The sequence below is a fragment of the Allobosea sp. GW821-FHT10B12 genome, from assembly GCF_059415545.1.
The window spans coordinates 1-17,889 of the sequence record NZ_JBWKNL010000005.1 but is presented as its reverse complement, the minus strand read 5'-3'; the positions used below and the strand labels follow the sequence as shown (position 1 = coordinate 17,889).

Below are 17,889 nucleotides of genomic sequence, written 5' to 3'. Positions count from 1 at the left end.
TTGGCGAAGGAGGGGGGCGATGGGCATCAGGCTGGGCGGGACGACCTTTTCCTTCATGTGGAGCGAGCCGGCGCAGGCGACGATGCGGCGCATCGGCGAGCTCGGCTTGAGGGAATTCGACGTCATCCTGGCGCCAGGCCATCTATGGCCGGATGAACTCGTCACGGCGGCACGCCGCCAGATGCGGCAGGAGCTGGCGCGAGACGGGTTGCGGGTCGAGACCACCAATCTTCCCGCGCTCGACTTCAACCTCGGCAGCTGCCTTGCCGAGGTAAGGACCTATGCGGTCGGCCAGTACATCGAGGCGCTCAGGCTTTCGGCCGATCTCGGCGGCCGCGGCGTGGTCGTCGTCCCCGGCCGCGTCTCCGGCCTGTTGCCGCCGCGTCGCGACGATACCCTCGCCTGGCTCGGCGACAGCATCGCGGCCCTGTTGAAGACCGCCGACGAGATCGGGCAGGACCTGCTGCTGGAGACGCACCCCCAGACCGCGATCGCCTCGGCTGAGGCGATGGCGACCTTCGTCGAAGCCTTCGGCCATGCCCGCCTGCTCGTCGCCTATGATGTCGCCAATGCCGAGTTCATCGGCGAGGACCAGGGCGAGGCGATCAGGCGGCTGCGCGCCAGCCTGGGACTGGTCCATCTCTCCGATGCGACCCGGGCGTCCTGGAAGCACGATCGGGCCGGCCTCGGCACGGTCCGCTTCGACCGCGTCAGGCAGGCGCTCGAAGAGATCGCGTTCGGCGGCGTCGCCATCGTCGAGGTGATCTCGGCCGACCCGCTGGCCGATACGAAGGCCACGCTCGACACTTGGACGGCCACGAGCCCGGCGGTCTCGGCGATCTAGCCGCTGCGCACATAGCGCCAGAGCACCTCGGCGATCTCCGTGCGCCGCTGCGCTCTGGCTGCCGGCGAGGTCATGTCCCAGTCGAACTGCGGCTCGAATGTGTGCCGGTTCGCCACCGAGAAGATGCAGAGCGCGTTCAGCGTCATATGCAGTTCGAGCGGTTTGATGCCCGGACGGATCGCCCCCAGGCGCTCACCCTTGGCCAGCACCCGCGCGATCTGGTCGATGACCGGCCGGACCATGTCCTTGAGCTTCTGGCTGCCATCCATATGGCGGCCGCGATGGATGTTCTCGATTGTCACCAGCCGCACATATTGCGGATTGTCCTGGTGGAAGTCGAAGGTGAACTCCACCAGCCGGCGGATCGCCGCTTCCGGCTCCAGCGTGTCGAGATGCAGGTTGCCCTCGGCGGTGCGCATTCTGCCATAGGCCATTTCGAGCACAGCGGTGAACAGCTCTTCCTTCGTGTTGAAGTAGTAGAAGATCAGCCGCTTGGTGATCTTGGCCCGAGCCGCGATCGCGTCCGTGTTGGCGCCCAGCAACCCGTTCTCGGCGAACTCCTCGAAGGCGATCTCCAGGATCTCGCGTTTCGTCCGCTCGCGGTCGCGCCGCCTTGGGGGCGCGCGCTCGGACTTTGCTTCACGCTGGTTGGCATCCGTCATCAGGCAGCTCGCCCCTCGTTCCGGCGGTCCTTGTCTCCTCGATCTTAGCGCATGGGAAGCCAGTTGACAGTAATTATCCAGTTGGATAATTAGAAGATAACTAACCCGTGGGTTAATTAAGCGAAGGGGAGACGCGTTCATGGTCCTGGCATGCCGTCGGCCGGCCTCGGCGCTTGATGTCCTCTCCTGCACTGCCGCTTGTGTCTCGGGGCGCGAGAGGGCGCTGCCGTGACCGCGCTCGGCCTCGCCCATCTCACCGCGCTGGAGCTGGCGCCGCGTGCGCTGATCACCGAGGCGGCGCGCTGCGGTTTCCGCTCCGTCGGGCTGCGCGTCCATCCCGCCACCGTCGGCGGCGCGGCCTATCCGACGCGGGTCGGCACCTGGAGCCACCGCGAACTCGCCCATGTGCTGCGCTCGGAAGGCATGCGCCTGAACGAGATCGAGTTCATCCAGATCACTCCCGGAATCGCGATCGGGTCCTATGAGTCCCTGTTCGAGGCCGGCAGCGATCTTGGAGCCGCATCGGTGACCGTCTCCGGCGACGATCCCGACACTGCCCGCCTGACGGCCAACTTCGCCGCGCTATGCGAGCTCGCCGGCCGCTATGGGCTGCGCGTCGACCTCGAATTCATGCGCTGGCGGGCGGTCGCTACGGTGGGGCAGGCTGAGGCCGTGGTGCGCGGCGCCGGCTGTAGCAATGGCGCCATCCTCGTCGACGCGCTCCATCTCAGCCGCTCGGGCGGTCAGCCCCAGGATCTGCATGCCATGCCGGCGAGCATGCTGCGTGCCGCACAGCTCTGCGATGCCGGCGACGTCATGCCGAAGCTGGACGAGGAGGTCATTGCCGAGGCCCGCGAAGGGCGCCTGCCGCCTGGAGAGGGCACCTTGCCGTTGCCCGAATTGCTCGCGGCTTTGCCGGCCGACACGACCCTGAGCGTCGAGATGCCGTCCCGAGACGGCGATGCCAAGGCGCGGATCGCAACGGCCTATGCCGCGACGCAACGTCTGCTCGACCGTTGCGGCCGGTCGACCGGGCGCGTTCGCTCTGCCCATTAATGAAGGATCGGAACGGCATGACGATTTCAATCGGGCTCATCGGCGCCGGCCTGATCGGGCGCAAGCATCTGCGGACGATCGCCGCGCATCCGGACTTCACTTTGGCCGGCATTGCCGACGTGAATGCTCAAGCGGTCGCCGCGGAATATCCCGATGCGCGCGTTTTCGCCGACTACCGGCAGCTTCTCGACCAGGCCCGGCCGGACGCGGTGATCATCGCCTCGCCCAATCAGCTTCATGCCGAGAACGGCATCGAATGCGCGCGGCGCGGCATCCATATCCTGATCGAGAAGCCGGTGACCGATACGCTCGAGGCGGCTGCGGCACTGATCGCCGAGGTCGACCGGGCCGGGATCAAGTCGCTGGTCGGCCATCACCGGCGCCATCATCAGCAGGTCAGGACGCTGCGTGCTCTGCTGGGCGAGCGCCGGATCGGCGCTCTCGTCGGCGTGTCCGCGATCTGGGCGACCTACAAGCCGGACAGCTACTTCGCGGCCGCACCCTGGCGGACGCAGGCCGGGGGCGGGCCGATCCTGATCAACCTGATCCACGAGATCGACTTCCTGCGCTTCGTCGCCGGCGAGATCGTCGCAGTCGGGGCCGTCGCCTCCAATCGTCAGCGCAGCTTCCCGGTGGAGGATGCGGCGGCTGCGCTGATCGAGTTCGAGAGCGGAGCGCTCGGCTCCTTCTTCGCCAGCGACAGCGCCGTCTCGCCCTGGACCACCGAGCAGGGTGTCGGCGAATCCGTCGAGTTCCCGTTCAGCGGGGAAAGCAGCTACCGCTTCATGGGCAGCCGCGGCGCGCTCGAATTCCCGAACCTGGTGCATTGGTCGCAAGCCAACGGCGCGCAGGACTGGAATCAGCCGATCCAGGCGCAGCGCCTGCACGCGACGACGATCGATCCCTATCACGCCCAGCTCGACCATTTCCGCGACGTGATCCGCGGCGTGACGCCGTCGCTGCAGACCGTGGAAGACGGCGCCCGGACCCTGATTGCCACGCTCGCGGTGACGGAGGCGGCTGCGACGGGCCGCCGTGTCGATCTTCGCGATCGCTACGACGCCATGCTCGGCACCTCGCAAGGTCGGCTCAAGGCGTCCTGAGCATGAAGAGACATGGCCGGGCCTGACGGAGGGGAGCGAGCGGCCGCCCGAGACGACACGACGAAAACGCCAATTGGGCCCGTGAAGAGGTCCGGGGAGGGGAGATGACGCCGTGAACTACAAATTCGACTTCGGCCCTGTCGTCGAAGGCCTGCCCGACCTCCTGTGGAGCTGCCTCGGCACGCTGGCCCTGGCGCTGGCTGGCATGGCGTTGGCGCTCGTCATCGGCATTGGCGGCGTCGCCTTGCGCGATTCCCGCCATCGCAGCCTGCGCTGGCTCGTCATCGGCTTCGTCGAGCTGATCCGCAACACGCCCTTCCTGGTGCAGATCTACTTCATCTACTTCGCCTTGCCGCTCGCTGGCCTGCGCCTCGATCCGACCCCGACGGCCATCATCGCGCTCGGCGTCAACGGCGGCGCCTATGCGATCGAGATCATCCGGGGCGGGGTCCAGTCGATCGGCAAGGGCCAGATCGAGGCCGGCCTGGCGCTTGGCCTGCACAAGGCCCAGGTCTTCCGGCTGATCGTGCTGAAGCCGGCCCTGCGCGCGATCTTCCCGTCGCTGACCAGCCAGTTCGTGCTGCTGACCCTGACGACCAGCATCGCTTCGGCGATCTCGGCCTATGAGCTGACCTCGGTCGCGCAGGTCATCGAGAACAATACCTTCCGCAGCTTCGAGATCTACGGCGCGGTCACTGCGCTCTACCTGCTGATGTCGTGGGGGATGATGCAGATGTTCGCTCGGGTCAACGCCCGTTACTTCAGCTACCCGGTGAAGTGAGGCCGGCCATGAACGGACCCGAATTCCTGTTCCTTCTCAACGGCCTGAAATGGACCATCGCGCTCTCGGCGATCGGCTTTGTCCTGGGCTCGGTCTCCGGTCTCGGCGTCGCCCTGGCGCGGACCTCCGGCATCTCGATCCTGGAGCGCTGCACCGCCGGCTATATCGCGCTTTTCCAGGGCACACCGCTGCTGATGCAGCTCTTCGTGGTCTATTACGGGCTCGCCCTCGCCGGGCTGAAGCTCGATGCCTGGGTCGCGGTCGCGATCGGCTTCACCCTGCATGCCAGCGCCTTTCTCGGCGAGATCTGGCGCGGCTCGATCGAGGCAGTGCCGAAGGGCCAGACCGAGGCCGCCAGGGCGCTGAGCCTCGGCTATGTCTCGCGGATGCGCGACGTGATCCTGCCGCAGGCGATCCGCATCTCGCTGCCGGCGACCATCGGCTTCCTGGTCCAGCTCATCAAGGGCACCTCGCTCGCCGCGATCATTGGCTTCACCGAGCTGGCCCGGGCCGGAACCATCATCTCCAACCAGATCTTCAAGCCCCTGCTCGTCTTCGCGGTCGTGGGCGCCCTCTATTTCGCGATCTGCTGGCCGCTCTCGCTCTACGGGGCGCGGCTGGAGCGCAAGCTCGCCGCGGCTGCGCATTGAGACCGGCGGCACCCCAAGAAGCGCCTCGAGAACAGGCAAGCCACCACGGAGGAGACCATGACACGCATCGACAAGACCGGACTTGACCGCCGCCAGATTTTGGCCGCGGGAGCGGCTGCACTGGCCGCGCCGATGATCATGACGAGGCCGGCTCTGGCCGTCACGCCGGCGGAGATCAAGAGCCGCGGCAAGGTCATCATCGGCATTCAGGGCGACAATCCGCCCTGGGGCTTCGTGAACTCGGCCGGCAAGCAGGAGGGGCTCGATTCCGACATGTCCGAGCTCTTCGCCAAGGAGCTGGGCGTCGCGATCGAATACGTCCAGCTCACCGTCGCCAACCGCATTCCGGCCCTGACCTCCGGCCGGGTCGATCTGCTCTTCGCCACCATGGCGATGCTGCCGGAGCGCGCCAAGGTCGTGCAGTTCAGCAAGCCCTATGCGGCCAACATCATCACGCTGGTCGCGCCCAAGACGACCGAGATCAAGACCCATGCCGACATGGGCAAGTACACGATCGGGGTCGCGCGCGGCAGCGTCCAGGACACCGACATCACGCGCACCGCCCCTCCCGGCACGACGATCCGGCGCTATGACGGCGACGCACCGGCGATCCAGGCGCTGCTCTCCGGCCAGGTCCAGGCCGTCGGCGGCAACATCTTCTACATTCCGCGCCTGAGCGAGGCGAAGCCCGGCTTCTACGAGAACAAGCTCGAATTCACCAAGCTCTACAACGGCGCCTGCACCCGGCTCGGCGAGAAGGAGATCAACGCCTTCGTCAACGGCTTCATCGACAAGATCAAGGCGAATGGCGAGCTCGCGCGCATCTATCCCAAATGGATGAGCAACCCGCTGCCGAGCTTCCCCGACAGCGTTCCCGACATCTCCTTCGTCGCCAGCTGAACGTCACGCCAGGCCTGGAGCCCGACCATGACCGACATTGCCGCCTCGTCTCCGCCGATGATCGCGATGCGAGGCGTCGGCAAATGGTTCGGGTCCTTCCAGGTCCTGGCCGATATCGACCTGAGCGTCCGCACCGGCGAGAAGATCGTCCTGTGCGGGCCCTCCGGTTCCGGCAAATCGACGCTGATCCGCTGCATCAATCGCCTCGAAGGCTATCAGCGCGGCGAGATCGTCGTCGACGGTGTCCGGTTGGGCGAAGACCGCCGCAGCACCGACGCCGCCCGGCGCGAGGTCGGCATGGTGTTCCAGCACTTCAACCTGTTCCCGCACCTGACCGTGCTGGAGAACTGCATCCTGGCGCCGATGCGCTCGCGCGGCATCGTCCGCGCAGAGGCCGAGGCGACGGCGAGGCGACTGCTCGACCGCGTCAAGATCCTGGAGCAGGCGCAGAAATACCCGACCCAGCTCTCGGGCGGTCAGCAGCAGCGCGTCGCGATCACCCGGGCGCTGTGCATGGAGCCGAAAGTCATGCTGTTCGACGAGCCCACCTCGGCGCTCGACCCGGAGATGGTCAAGGAGGTGCTCGACACCATGATCGCGCTGGCCGAGGAGGGCATGACGATGATTTGCGTCACGCACGAGATGGGCTTCGCCCGTCAGGTGGCGGACCGCGTGATCTTCATGGCGGGCGGCCAGATCGTCGAGGAGGCGCCGCCTGCGGAATTCTTCGCCGCGCCCCGGCACGAACGCACCAGGAAGTTCCTGGGCGAGATCCTGCCGCGGCACTGATTGCCGCCGGGCCGCGCCGCGCGCCGATTTCCACTCGGCTGGAATCGATCGAGCGTTTAGGATTCGCGTCAGATCATGATTGTACGCGTGATCCATCGCCGTTCGATTCAGCAAAGGCATTTGGCTCATGCGTGTAAGTCTTCTCGGCGCCGGCGCCACCGCCTATGGCGCGGCGGTCCAGCTTTCGCTCGGCGGTCACGATCCGATGCTGTGGTCTCCGTCCGGCGGCAGCACGGCTGAACTGGCGGCTGGCGCTCCCCTGCAGGCGATCGGCGCCGTCGAGGCGAGCATCCGCCCGCGCATCGCGCGCGATGTGCAGGAGGCTGTAACGGCCAGCGATGTCGTCATGCTCTTGATGCCCGGCAACGCGCACAAGATGGCGCTGGAGGCGACGGCCGCGCATCTGCGCGAAGGCCAGCCGGTGATCATCAGCTCGCACGCCTCCTTCGGCGCGCTCTATCTGTCGCGGCTCCTGGCCGAGCGCGGCGTGCGCGCGCCGATCATCGCCTGGGGCACGACCGTCACCACCGGCCGCCGGACCTCGTCGACGCAGGTCATGGTCAACACGCTTCGCTCCAAGATCGACATCGCGACCGTGCCGCAAGCGGCGCTCGAGGAGGGGCACGCGCTCTGCACGGCCCTTTTCGGTGATCGCTTCGTCAGGCGCGACGGCCTCCTCGCCATCGCGCTCAGCAACCTCAACCCGCAGAACCATCTCGCCATCACGCTGTTCAATCTCACCCGCATGGAGCGCGGCGAGAGCTGGAAGCAGGCCGAGAACATCACGCCCGCGGTCGGGCGGGTGATGGAGGCGCTCGACGCCGAGCGCCTCGCGATCGCCGAGGCCTTCGGCGTCAGCGTGCGGACGATCCGGGAGCACTACGCCTTTTCCTATCAGCTGCCGGTCGCCAGCATCGCCGAGATGAACGCGGCGCTGCATGCGCGCGGCACCGCCACCCTCGGCCCGGCGACGCTGGCCAGCCGCTATGTGCTCGAGGACGCGCCTTTCGGCCTGCTGCCGACGGTCCTGCTCGGCCGGCTCGCCGGACGGCCCGCGGCCTTGCACAAGGCCGGGCTGACCATGCTGTCGGCGGCCTATGGCCGGGACTTCGCCGCTGACAACGATCTTCTACCCGCGCTCGGCTTCGAGCGGATGACGAGCGAAGAGCTGCGGGAGCGGGCCCGCCTTGGCTTCTAGACCCGGCAGGCGCCCCGTGAGTTTTCCCGCGAGCCGGCCCTGGATCAGCGGACGAACTTGATCCCGCCCGGCACCGCGAAGAGCGAGGCCGGCTGCGGGCCGACCACGACATTGCTGTCGCGGATCACCAGCGTGCCCTTCGAGTTGCCCTGCTCGTCCGGAATGGTGTGACGCGCCTCGACGAGCACACCGTCCTTGCGGCAGGTCACCTGCGAGATCTGCTGTTGCTGGCCGTTGACGTCAGCTGTGATGATCACCACCACCGTTCCGTCGCCGCGATCCTGCGTGGAGGCCTTGATGTCCTTGCGCCGGGCGCTCGGCGGCGGCGGCAGGCGGATGCCGACCTGGGTTTCCGGATTGAACACCGCCGTGCCGCTGGTCGGGCTCGCGGTGATCTTCACCTCCGGACCGGCCTGGCTGGGACCTTCCTCACGCCGCTTGCCGCCGGAGACGAAGATCTTCGTCTGATGCGAGCCGTCCGGGCCTGAGAAGCTCCGCGTTGCGCTGTAGGAGCCGGGGGCGACCCGCACGCATTCATTGGCCGCAGCCGGCGCCAGAAGGGCCAGCCAGGCAAGGGCGAGGGCGGAACCATATCGATATTGCATCGCAAACCTCATCGCAGGGCCGGAGGCAGGCGCTCGAAGCCTCGCAGCATGACATCGCCGACGATACGCGAAACCGAGGTGCCGTCGCGAACCGCTTCCAGAGCCGAGCCCGTCACCAGATCGGCTTTGCGCTTTGCGATCGCCATGGCCTTGCCGGTGTATTGCGAGCGCAGATCGCTCTGTGTCAGCACGATCTGGCCGACGATCGAGTCGGCCATGTAGAAGACATCGGCGGCCGCTTTGCGGAGCACGCTGAAATGCTGGAACTTGCCCTTGTCGAGATGCAGGATCACCGGTGCTGCGAGCTTCGGCAGATCCTCGATCGGGATCTCGGCACCCGTCGCTTCGAAACCGAGCTTCTTCGCCGCGAAGACCAGATCGTCGAAGGAGACGCCGTTGCCTTCCCGGTTCTTCCACTGCTCGTCGCTATAGCGCGAGCGGATGATGCCCAGCACCTCGGTCTCGCCGGTCGGGCGGTTCCAGTAATAGGTCAGGATGGTCGCGACCGAGGCCGCACCGCAGGTGAAGTCGGCCGTCTGGCCGACGACGCCGTCGAACTTGCGCGCCGAGTAGGATTTCGGCCGCCTGACCGAGCTTTCCTGGGCTGGCTCCTGCGCCCGTCCCGGCACTGCGGCTGCGAGCGAAAGGCCGACCAGCGCGATGCCCTTGCCCAGAATGTCGCGGCGGCCGAGCAGGCGCATCGTGACCTCCGTCAGAAGCGCTTGCGCAGCGAGAGCGAGACGGCCGCGTCGGGCGCGTCGTCGGTCAGGCCAACCGTGATCGACGGTTCGAGCCAGAAATCCTGGCCGACGCGCTGGATCAGGGTGAAGCGCGCCGACAGCATTTCCGTGACCGAGTTGGCGATCGGTACGCCGCCGACCTTGAGTCGCTCGGAGATCGCACCGTTGACGGAGACACCGAGCGTGGAGCGCTCGGACAAGGCGAAGCCGAAGCCCATATTATAGGTATAGCGGAAGCCCGGCTCGACCTTGATGTCGCCGAAGCTGCGCGGAATCGCATAGTCGACGCCGACGCCGAAGAACAGGATCAGCGGATCGGTCGATTTGAAGAACTGGATCGCGGCGCGCGGCACCCAGTGTCCGCTCGCCTGGTTCAGGGAGAGCGGATCGCTCGGGGCGACGCCGGCCTGGAGATTGCCGAGATCATAGGGATGGTCGCCGGTCGGCATGGAAAGGCCGACGGTGAGTGCCGCGCCTGGATACCAGTCGCCTTCCTTCCAGAGATTGCCGGACGCCTGGACCGCGATGTCGCCGAGGCCGGAGACGTTGCGGACGATCGTGTCGGCGAAGGCGTTGGTGCGACGCTGCGACGAGAAATAGGGGATCGACAGCGCCAGCTCGACGTCATTGGCGATACCGTAGCGGAAGGTCGTGGTCGCGCGGAAGCTGCGGTCGTTCTGGATGAAGCTCGTGCCGCGGCCATAGTCGAAGCTCTGCGACACCTCGAACTTGTTGCTCTGCAGGGTCGGAATATTGTCGCGCGCGATGAAGGCTTCCTGCGGCGCGGTGCTCGTCTGCTGGGTGCTTGGGCCCGAGGCGCCGGGAGGGCCGCCGGAACCAGGCGCGCTCGCGGCGGCCTGCTGCCGCCCCGCCGGATCGAAGCCCTGGCCCTTGCCGGCTGCCCGGCTGTCGCGTGGACGCTTGCTGACCTCACCCTCGAGCGCCTTCAGACGCGCTTCGAGCTGCTGGATCCGGCGTTCGAGCAATTCCTCGCGTGATTGCGCCGAGGCAGAAACGCTGACGGCCATGGTGGCCGTCAGCGTCAGACCTGTGAGACGAAGGGCGCCGAACGCCTTCGCGAATGTCAGACAACGCAACAACGTCTTCCTTCTTCACCGGCAGGCCGGAAGGTCAGGTTCGGCCTGAGCTTACACGAAATTCCGGGGCGCCGGCGATCGATCAGGAATTGTAATACTGATAGACGTAAGCGGAGTAGAGGTACTGATAGGCGTAGTAGGCGTAGACGTGGCCATCGTAATAGTAGCCAGCGTTCTTGTAATAATAGCCGTAATAGCCGTAGTAGTAAGCGTAATACGCGTAGACGTAGCCGTAATAGCCGTACAAGTCGGCATAATAGCCCTTGCCGACGACCTTCTTGTTGGCTTCCGGCGTCAGCACCTTGGCGCTGGCATTGCCAAAAATCTTCGTCGTGTCAGCGGCGGCCGGCGCGGCGCTGAGCGCGAGCGCTGCCGCAGAAGCGAGCAACAACTTCTTCATCGAAAACCCCCTGCGTGTCCCCGTGAGGCAAGCCTAGTCCACCATACAGGAGCGGATTACACCGATGACGTTGCGGCGTCAAACATTAATTCCGAAAATGAAAGTTTAAAATCAGGGTGAGGATGGCAAAATCGGGCTATAGCTCTAAATATTTAGCTCAGGTCAAATATCGCTGCGAAACTTTAAAGAGGAAAAGTGCTGCCTGCGGCCGATCGGCGAGAACATCCGGTGAGGCGCCTTGTCCTGCCGGCAGTTCCGAGGTTGCGGCGCGCTGGTCCGGCCCTGCCGATTTGGTCTTGACCCGCTCCCGGCGCAGGCTCGCGACGTCGCTGTGCTTGCCTGCCCTCCTTCCTGAGCAACGGTTTGAGGGCGTGACCGGAAGCATGATACGACGTGCGGAAACGCCTGCTCGAGGAAGTTATTCACAAGTAATTCTTCGGTGGAGCGAAGATCTGTGCTGCCGCCCTTTGGCTCTGTACCGATTGCCGCCCTGGCAAAGCTGCACCGGCAGAGGCTGTTTTGCGCACCGATCGCACGTTGCCGCAGCCCCGCGCGCGCCCTATCCCTGATCGTTGCGGGACAGGAGGGCAGGCGTTCATGGCCGACGAGATCAGCATCGGCACCTTCGATTATGTCGTCATCGGCGCCGGCTCGGCCGGTTGCGTGCTGGCCAACCGGCTCTCCGCCGATCCGCGCCACAAAGTCCTGATCGTCGAGGCCGGCGGCAAGGACGACTGGATCTGGTTCCACATCCCGGTCGGCTATCTCTACGCCATCGGCAATCCACGGGCCGACTGGCTGTTCCAGACCGAGGTCGAGGCCGGGCTCGGCGGTCGCGCGCTCGCTTATCCGCGCGGCAAGGTCGTCGGCGGCTGCTCGGCGATCAACGCGATGATCTACATGCGCGGCCAGGCCGCCGACTATGATGGCTGGCGCCAGCAGGGCCTGACCGGCTGGGGCTGGGACGATGTCCTGCCGCTCTTCCTCAAGCACGAGGACCATATCGCCCCGGATGGCCGTTTCCATCGTTCCGGCGGCGAAATGCGCGTCGAGCATCCGCGCGTGCGCTGGGACATTCTCGACGCCGTCCGCGATGCGGCCGAGGCGGCCGGCATCCGCAAGATCGACGACTTCAATACCGGCGACAATGAGGGCTCCTCCTATTTCCAGGTCACCCAGAAGCGCGGCCGGCGTTTCAGCGCGGCGCGCGCCTTCCTGGAGCCGGCGCTCGACCGCGACAACCTGCGCGTCGAGCTCGGCTGCATGGTCGAGCGCATCGTCGTGGAGGAGGGGCGGGCGACGGGCGTGATCCTGTCGCGGGCCGGTGAGCGCTGCCTGGCGAAGGTCTCGGGCGAGGTGCTGCTCAGCGCCGGCGCCGTCGGCTCGCCCGCCATCCTCGAGCGTTCCGGCATCGGCGACGGTGAGCGCCTGCGCGGGCTCGGCATCGAGACGGTGCGGCACGCTCCTGGCGTCGGCGAGAACCTGCAGGATCACCTGCAACTGCGACCGATCTACAAGGTCGAGGGCGTGAAGACGCTCAATACCGACTATGCCAAGCTCTGGCGCCGGCCGCTGATGGCGCTGGAATATGCGGCGCGTCGCACCGGCCCCCTGACCATGGCGCCTTCGCAGATGGGCGCCTTCGCCAGATCGGCACCGCATTACGCCAGCGCCAATCTCGAATTCCACTTCCAGCCGCTGTCGCTCGACAAATGGGGCGACGGCCTGCACCCGTTCGGTGCCTTCACGGCGAGCGTCTGCAATCTGCGCCCATCGAGCCGCGGCAGCGTCCATCTCAAATCGGCCGATCCCGCCGCCGCTCCCGCCATCGCGCCGAACTATCTCTCGACGGATGAAGACCGGCAGGTCGCGGTCGATGCCCTGAAGCTCGCCCGCCACATCGTGGCGCAGCCGCCGCTCGCCCGCTTCAAGCCGCAGGAATATCTGCCCGGGCCGGGCCATGACAGCGACGAGGCGCTGGCCGAGGCCGCCGGCCGGATCGCCACCACGATCTTCCATCCGGTCGGGACGGTGAAGATGGGGCGCGACGACGACGCCATGGCCGTGCTCGACGAGCGGCTGCGCGTCCGGGGCATCGCGGGCCTGCGGGTGATCGACGCCTCGGTAATGCCGGCGATCACCTCCGGCAACACCGCCGCGCCCAGCATGATGATCGGCGAGAAGGGCGCGCAGATGGTGCGCGAGGATGCGCGCTAGCTAAGCCAATAGCCTCGCCGGCTTCCGCCGCGAGGGTTTGAAAGGCGAGCGCAAGCCCAAGAGGGGCGCGGGGTCCGGCTGCGGCAGCGTTCCGCCGCTGTGTCGATGTCGATGTCGAGATGTCGAAGCGGCTGATGCTCGCCGCTGCCGAACCCCGCGCGCGGTTCTCTTCTGGTGCCTCGCCGTGCTTTCAGGTCGGGCAGGACCGGGCGCACCCGGACGACGAAGCCCCTCCGCCATTCCAGCCCGCGACGGCTGTTCAAAGCGGACACCGCTCTCCCGCCCAGCCGCACGATGCCTCGCGACAGCCCCCTTGGTCGGGCGGGACGGGGGAAGAATACGACAGGTTTCGGGAGCGGGGATTGATTGCGGAGTTATCCCCGCACACTGCTGAGCCAGACTTGCCGTCGGCGCCTGCCCTTGGGACGGCGGGGCCGTAGTTCACCGGGGATGAGCATCATGACGGAACGCTTTTCTGCGTGAAAAGCCGTGTGAAATTGTTGCAACTTGACGTTGAGGCAGTATGGCTGTGTTCTTTGAGGGGGCGAACAAAACCATGAGGGGATCGCTGCGGCTTCAGCGTCCGTGACATTCGGCGATTGCGTCCGAAGGCGATGGACCCTTGCGCTGCGGCAAGTCTGCAACACAGCGCCGTCGACAACGGATGTGAACGGTGGTTCATGGCTTGCCGGGGTGCTGCGCGGTAGATTGCGGTTTGGTTGGGGGGATTTCGTGAGATTCGCGCGCTTTGCCGAAGCTGAGGAGCCGTGCTGCGTACGGCTTGCTGCGCGCCTGCGCGCCGGCACAGCGCTCGTCCTGCTCGCCATGGTGCTCGCCGGCCCGGTGCTGGCCAATGGCGGTGCCGGCGGCAGTGCGTGGGACAGCGGGCTAAGCCCAGCAGCGGGCGGAGCTGGTGGCGCCGACAACCCGAGTACCCCCGGTGATCCCGGCGCGGCCGGCAGCGACACCGGCATTGGCGCCAGCGGCGGTGGCGGTGGCGGTGCCGGCGCCGGAACGGGAGGGGCCGGCGGTGCTGGGGTCTCCACTATTTTCGGCACCTCCGGCAGCGGCGGCGCCGGCGGCGCTCACGGCGAAGTCGGTGCGGGTCTTCCGGCTGGCAGTGCGGCCGGTAGCGACGGCGGCAATGGCGGCGACGGCGTCTATAATGCCGGCGCGCCGAATGTCGGCGGTGGCGGTGGCGGTGCAGGCGGCTATGGCGCCGTCGTCACGGGAGCCGGCGCCTCCGGGAGCCTGTCAGGCGTCGTCGCCGGCGGCCGCGGTGGCGACGGCGGCAATGCTGGTGCCGGCTCCGGTGGCAGCATGGATTTCGGCTCCGGCGGCTCCGGTGGCTCCGGCGGCACAGGGCTTCTCTTCACGAGCGGCAGCGCGACGCTGACGATCACCGGCACGGTCCGGGGTGGCGATGGCGGGGCAGCAGGCGCGAGCGGGCCCTCAAGCGGCGGAGCCTCGGCCGGTGCGGGCGGCGAAGGCATCGTCGGCTCGAACCTGACCATCACCACGTCGGGCACGATCGAAGGGGGTATGTCGGGCAACGGCGCGACCCAGGCCGCGGCGATCCACTTCACGGGCGGCAACAATACGCTCACCTTCCTCAACGCCAGCAGCGGCCTCTCCGGCGGCATCGTCGTCGACAGCGGCTCGCTGAGCTTCAATCAGCCGACTGCGGTCACGGTCGGCAACGTCATCAGCGGCGGCGGCAGCGTGACCAAGGATGGCGCCGGCACGCTGACGCTGACGGGCGCCAATACCTACACCGGCGGCACGACCTTCAATCAGGGCACGCTCTCTGTCTCCTCCGACGCCAATCTCGGCCATGCGTCAGGCGGGCTGACCTTTGGCGGCGCCAGCACCTTGCAGGTGACCGGGAGCTTCACGACGACGCGGGGGGTAGTGCTCCTCGCCAACGCCACGATCGAGGTGACCCCCGGCCAGAATTTCACCATGGGCGGCGTCATCATCGGTACGGGTGGCCTGGTCAAGACCGGCAGCGGGACGCTGACGCTGACCGGCACAAGCTTCTACACGGGCGGCACAGAGATTTCCCAGGGCACGGTTTCGATCTCGTCCGACGCCAATCTCGGCGGCGGCGGCGCGATCACCCTGTCGAACGCGACCATCGTTGGCGGGGCTGGGACCGGCGCCGATGCGGTGCTGCGCACGACCGCGACCTTCTCCAGCAACCGCGATATCGCCTTCACCAATGGCGGCGGCCGGATCGAGACCGATGGCGGCACGACGCTGACGCTGACCGGTTCGATCACGACCACCGGCAGCGCCAGCTTCATCAAGCAGGGCGCCGGTACGCTGGTGCTGACCGGCGACAGTTCGGCCGGCTATAACGGCCGGACCTGGGTCAACGAGGGCACGCTGCGGATCGAGGGCGGCGGCAAGCTCGGCAGCAACGCTGCCGGCGGGCAGGCCTATATCAGCAATGGCGCGACCGTGATCGTCACCGGCGCCGGCTCGAGCTGGGAGACCTTCGGCCAGATGCGGGTCGGCGAGCACGGCTCGGGTACGCTGCGCATCGAGAACGGCGGTTCGGTGACGACCGGCGGCGGCGCGGGCACGGTCGGCATCGTCGGTGGCGGCGGCGACAGCTCGGTGACGATCACTGGCTCGGGCTCGCAATGGGTCGGCAATGGCACGCAGGTCTATATCGGTCATTCCAATGCCGGCTCGCTGACACTCGCGGATGGCGGCAAATTCGAGCTCACCGGCGCCAATTCGACCCTGCAGGCCGGTCTCGTCGGCGGCAGTGCCGGCGGTACGATCAATATCGGCGCGGCCGAGGGCAGCGCTGCTGCGGCGGCCGGCACTCTCGTCGTCGACACCGTCTCCCTGAATACGAGCGCGAGCAAGGTCGTCTTCAACCACACCGATGTCGGCTATGGCTTCGCTGCTGCGATCACCGGCGCCGGCTCGGTGCGCCAGCTCGCCGGCACCACGGTCCTGACCGGCAACAACGATTATTCCGGTGCGACGCAGGTTCTCGGCGGCCGCCTGATCGCCGGCAGCTCCGGCGGCTTCTCGGCGAATTCCGATTACACGGTCGCATCAGGCGCCGTGCTCGAAGTGGCCGGTGGCTTCGGTACCACTGCGACGATCGGCTCGCTGTCGGGGGCCGGCTTCGTCCGGATCGGCGTCGACGAGATGCTGGTCACCGGGACCACCAACCAGACCGTCACCTTCTCCGGCACCTTCCTCGGCGATGGCTCGCTCGGCTTCGACGGGTCCGGCACGCAGATCATCACAGGCACCGGCACGCTCGGCGGCGATCTCAGCATCTGCAGCTGCAGCACCGGCTCCTTCATCATCCGCGGCGGTTCGCTGAGCTTCGGCGGCGGCGTTCAGGTCGACGCCGGCACGCTCGTCCTCGACCAGGGAGCCTCGCTGACGGCCGGCAGCAATATCGAGGTCGTCGGCGGCACGCTGGTGGTCAGCGAGGGCAGCCGGCTCGACAACGGCCCCGCCACCTTCTTCGTGGTTTCGACCGTCCGCATCGACGGCGCCGGCACGCTGGTGACGACCGGCAACCTCTTGGTCATGGGAGCTTTTGCTCCGGCTTCGGTTACGGTCTCGGGCGGCGCGGTCTTGGATGGCGGCGCCGGTGCCGCCGTCGGCGGCTTCGGTGCCACGGCCTCGGTGCTGGTGACCGGCACGGGCTCGCAATGGAAGGTCGGTGGCGGCGGCCTGGGGATCGGCGGCTCCGGCTCGACCGATGCTGCTTCGGTGACGGTCGCCGATGGCGGCGCGCTCGTCGTCACCGCTGGCGATCTCGGCATCGGGTCGCTCGGCACGCTCAATATCGGCACCGGCGGCAAGGCGGGCTCGGTCACGCTCGCCGCCGGCGCGATCTTCAACGACGGTGCGATCATCGCCGACTTCACCGATACGGCGACGCTGGCCATGGCGATCGACGGCACGGGCACGCTCACCAAGCGCGGCAGCGGCACGCTGACGCTGACCGGCACCAGCACCTATACCGGTGCGACCAAGGTGACGTCCGGCAAGCTGGTGGTGAACGGCTCGATCACGAGCAATGTCACGCTCGACGGCGGCACGCTCGGCGGCTCCGGCACGGTCGGGGCGGTGAGCGTCGGCAGTGGCGCGACGGTCGCGCCCGGCAACTCGATCGGCACGCTCACCGTCTCCGGCAATGTCTCGTTCGCCGCGGGCTCGACCTATCAGGTCGAGGTCAATGCCGCCGGCCAGGGCGACAAGGTCGTGGCATCGGGCTCGGCGACGCTTGCCGGTGGCACGGTGCAGGTGCTGGCCGCGAGCGGCAACTACGCGGCGGCGACCAACTACACCATCCTGACCGCCACGGGCGGGGTGACGGGCCGGTTCAGCACGGTGACCTCGAACCTCGCCTTCCTGACGCCCTCGCTCGGCTATGACGCGAACAACGTCACGCTGACCATGACGCGTAACGACACCGGCTTCGGGCCGGATGGCGGTGGCGGCGGCACGTCGGGCGGTGGCAGCACATCCAGCAACTACATCGCCCAGACCCGCAACCAGGGCTTCATCGCCAACGCCGCCGAGGCGCTCGGCGTCGGCAACCCGGTCTATGACGCGCTGATCTCCGCGACGGCGGCCGAGGCGCGGGCTGGCTTCGACCTGCTCTCGGGCGAGGCCCATGCCCAGGCGGTCAGCGTGATGATCGACGAGAGCCGGCTGGTGCGCGAGAGCATCCTCTCTCGTCTGCGCGGGCCGCTGCTCACGCCGGCTCCGGGGCAGGTCGCAGCTTCGTTCAGCGCCGATCTTCCGGGGCGCAAGGGTGCGGTCGCGATGGCTGCTCCGCTGCCGCAGCCGCGCTACACGCT

15 protein-coding genes are annotated in these 17,889 nt (G+C 67.2%); 10 read left to right on the top strand and 5 right to left on the bottom strand.

Annotation, left to right across the window (positions count from 1 at the left end):
* The first annotated feature begins 19 nt into the window (after window positions 1-19).
* Window positions 20-844 (top strand): sugar phosphate isomerase/epimerase family protein, encoded by an 825-nt coding sequence (locus AC07O0_RS17735; RefSeq protein ID WP_494625013.1) that lies wholly within the window; start codon window positions 20-22, stop codon window positions 842-844.
* Here AC07O0_RS17735 and AC07O0_RS17730 read toward each other — a convergent pair.
* A complete protein-coding gene (locus AC07O0_RS17730) occupies window positions 841-1,506 on the bottom strand; it encodes a TetR/AcrR family transcriptional regulator (RefSeq protein WP_494625012.1) in 666 nt (221 codons plus the stop codon). The two genes, AC07O0_RS17735 and AC07O0_RS17730, sit on opposite strands and share 4 nt — an antisense overlap.
* A 228-nt stretch (window positions 1,507-1,734) precedes the next feature.
* Between AC07O0_RS17730 and AC07O0_RS17725 the strand changes: the two genes are divergently transcribed.
* The 7 genes from AC07O0_RS17725 (at window position 1,735) to AC07O0_RS17695 (ending at window position 7,983) form a co-directional block, all read left to right on the top strand.
* Complete coding sequence (locus AC07O0_RS17725; RefSeq protein ID WP_494625011.1) at window positions 1,735-2,562, top strand: sugar phosphate isomerase/epimerase family protein; 828 nt, start codon at window positions 1,735-1,737, stop codon at window positions 2,560-2,562.
* A gap of 17 nt (window positions 2,563-2,579) precedes the next feature.
* The gene (locus tag AC07O0_RS17720; RefSeq protein ID WP_494625010.1) at window positions 2,580-3,665 is read left to right on the top strand and encodes a Gfo/Idh/MocA family protein; all 1,086 of its coding nucleotides are present in this window, start codon (window positions 2,580-2,582) and stop codon (window positions 3,663-3,665) included.
* A 112-nt stretch (window positions 3,666-3,777) separates the two neighbouring features.
* On the top strand, window positions 3,778-4,446 hold the full coding sequence (locus tag AC07O0_RS17715; protein WP_494625009.1) for an amino acid ABC transporter permease: 669 nt from the start codon (window positions 3,778-3,780) through the stop codon (window positions 4,444-4,446).
* Window positions 4,447-4,454: 8 nt separating this feature from the next.
* Window positions 4,455-5,096, top strand: coding sequence for an amino acid ABC transporter permease (locus AC07O0_RS17710; RefSeq protein WP_494625008.1), 642 nt, complete (start codon window positions 4,455-4,457; stop codon window positions 5,094-5,096).
* A gap of 66 nt (window positions 5,097-5,162) precedes the next feature.
* Window positions 5,163-5,996 carry a transporter substrate-binding domain-containing protein gene (locus AC07O0_RS17705; protein WP_494625444.1) on the top strand — a complete coding sequence of 278 codons (834 nt, stop codon included), beginning with the start codon at window positions 5,163-5,165 and terminating at the stop codon, window positions 5,994-5,996.
* A gap of 57 nt (window positions 5,997-6,053) precedes the next feature.
* Window positions 6,054-6,785 carry an amino acid ABC transporter ATP-binding protein gene (locus AC07O0_RS17700; RefSeq protein WP_494625443.1) on the top strand — a complete coding sequence of 244 codons (732 nt, stop codon included), beginning with the start codon at window positions 6,054-6,056 and terminating at the stop codon, window positions 6,783-6,785.
* 127 nt (window positions 6,786-6,912) lie between these two features.
* Complete coding sequence (locus AC07O0_RS17695) at window positions 6,913-7,983, top strand: NAD/NADP octopine/nopaline dehydrogenase family protein (protein WP_494625007.1); 1,071 nt, start codon at window positions 6,913-6,915, stop codon at window positions 7,981-7,983.
* A gap of 44 nt (window positions 7,984-8,027) precedes the next feature.
* On the opposite strand, the gene AC07O0_RS17690 is transcribed toward AC07O0_RS17695, so the two are convergent.
* The 4 genes from AC07O0_RS17690 to AC07O0_RS17675 all read right to left on the bottom strand — a co-directional run bounded on the left by AC07O0_RS17690 (window position 8,028) and on the right by AC07O0_RS17675 (window position 10,825).
* Window positions 8,028-8,588: a hypothetical protein gene (locus tag AC07O0_RS17690; RefSeq protein ID WP_494625006.1), complete on the bottom strand. Its 561-nt coding sequence runs from the start codon at window positions 8,586-8,588 to the stop codon at window positions 8,028-8,030.
* Window positions 8,589-8,596: 8 nt separating this feature from the next.
* Window positions 8,597-9,289, bottom strand: coding sequence for a C39 family peptidase (locus tag AC07O0_RS17685; protein ID WP_494625005.1), 693 nt, complete (start codon window positions 9,287-9,289; stop codon window positions 8,597-8,599).
* 11 nt (window positions 9,290-9,300) lie between these two features.
* Window positions 9,301-10,356, bottom strand: coding sequence for a hypothetical protein (locus AC07O0_RS17680; RefSeq protein ID WP_494625004.1), 1,056 nt, complete (start codon window positions 10,354-10,356; stop codon window positions 9,301-9,303).
* A 151-nt stretch (window positions 10,357-10,507) separates the two neighbouring features.
* A complete protein-coding gene (locus tag AC07O0_RS17675) occupies window positions 10,508-10,825 on the bottom strand; it encodes a hypothetical protein (protein WP_494625003.1) in 318 nt (105 codons plus the stop codon).
* A gap of 597 nt (window positions 10,826-11,422) precedes the next feature.
* Between AC07O0_RS17675 and AC07O0_RS17670 the strand changes: the two genes are divergently transcribed.
* A complete protein-coding gene (locus AC07O0_RS17670; protein ID WP_494625002.1) occupies window positions 11,423-13,042 on the top strand; it encodes a GMC family oxidoreductase in 1,620 nt (539 codons plus the stop codon).
* Between the two features lie 732 nt (window positions 13,043-13,774).
* On the top strand, window positions 13,775-17,889 hold a 4,115-nt coding region (locus tag AC07O0_RS17665), incomplete at its 3' end, for a beta strand repeat-containing protein (RefSeq protein WP_494625001.1).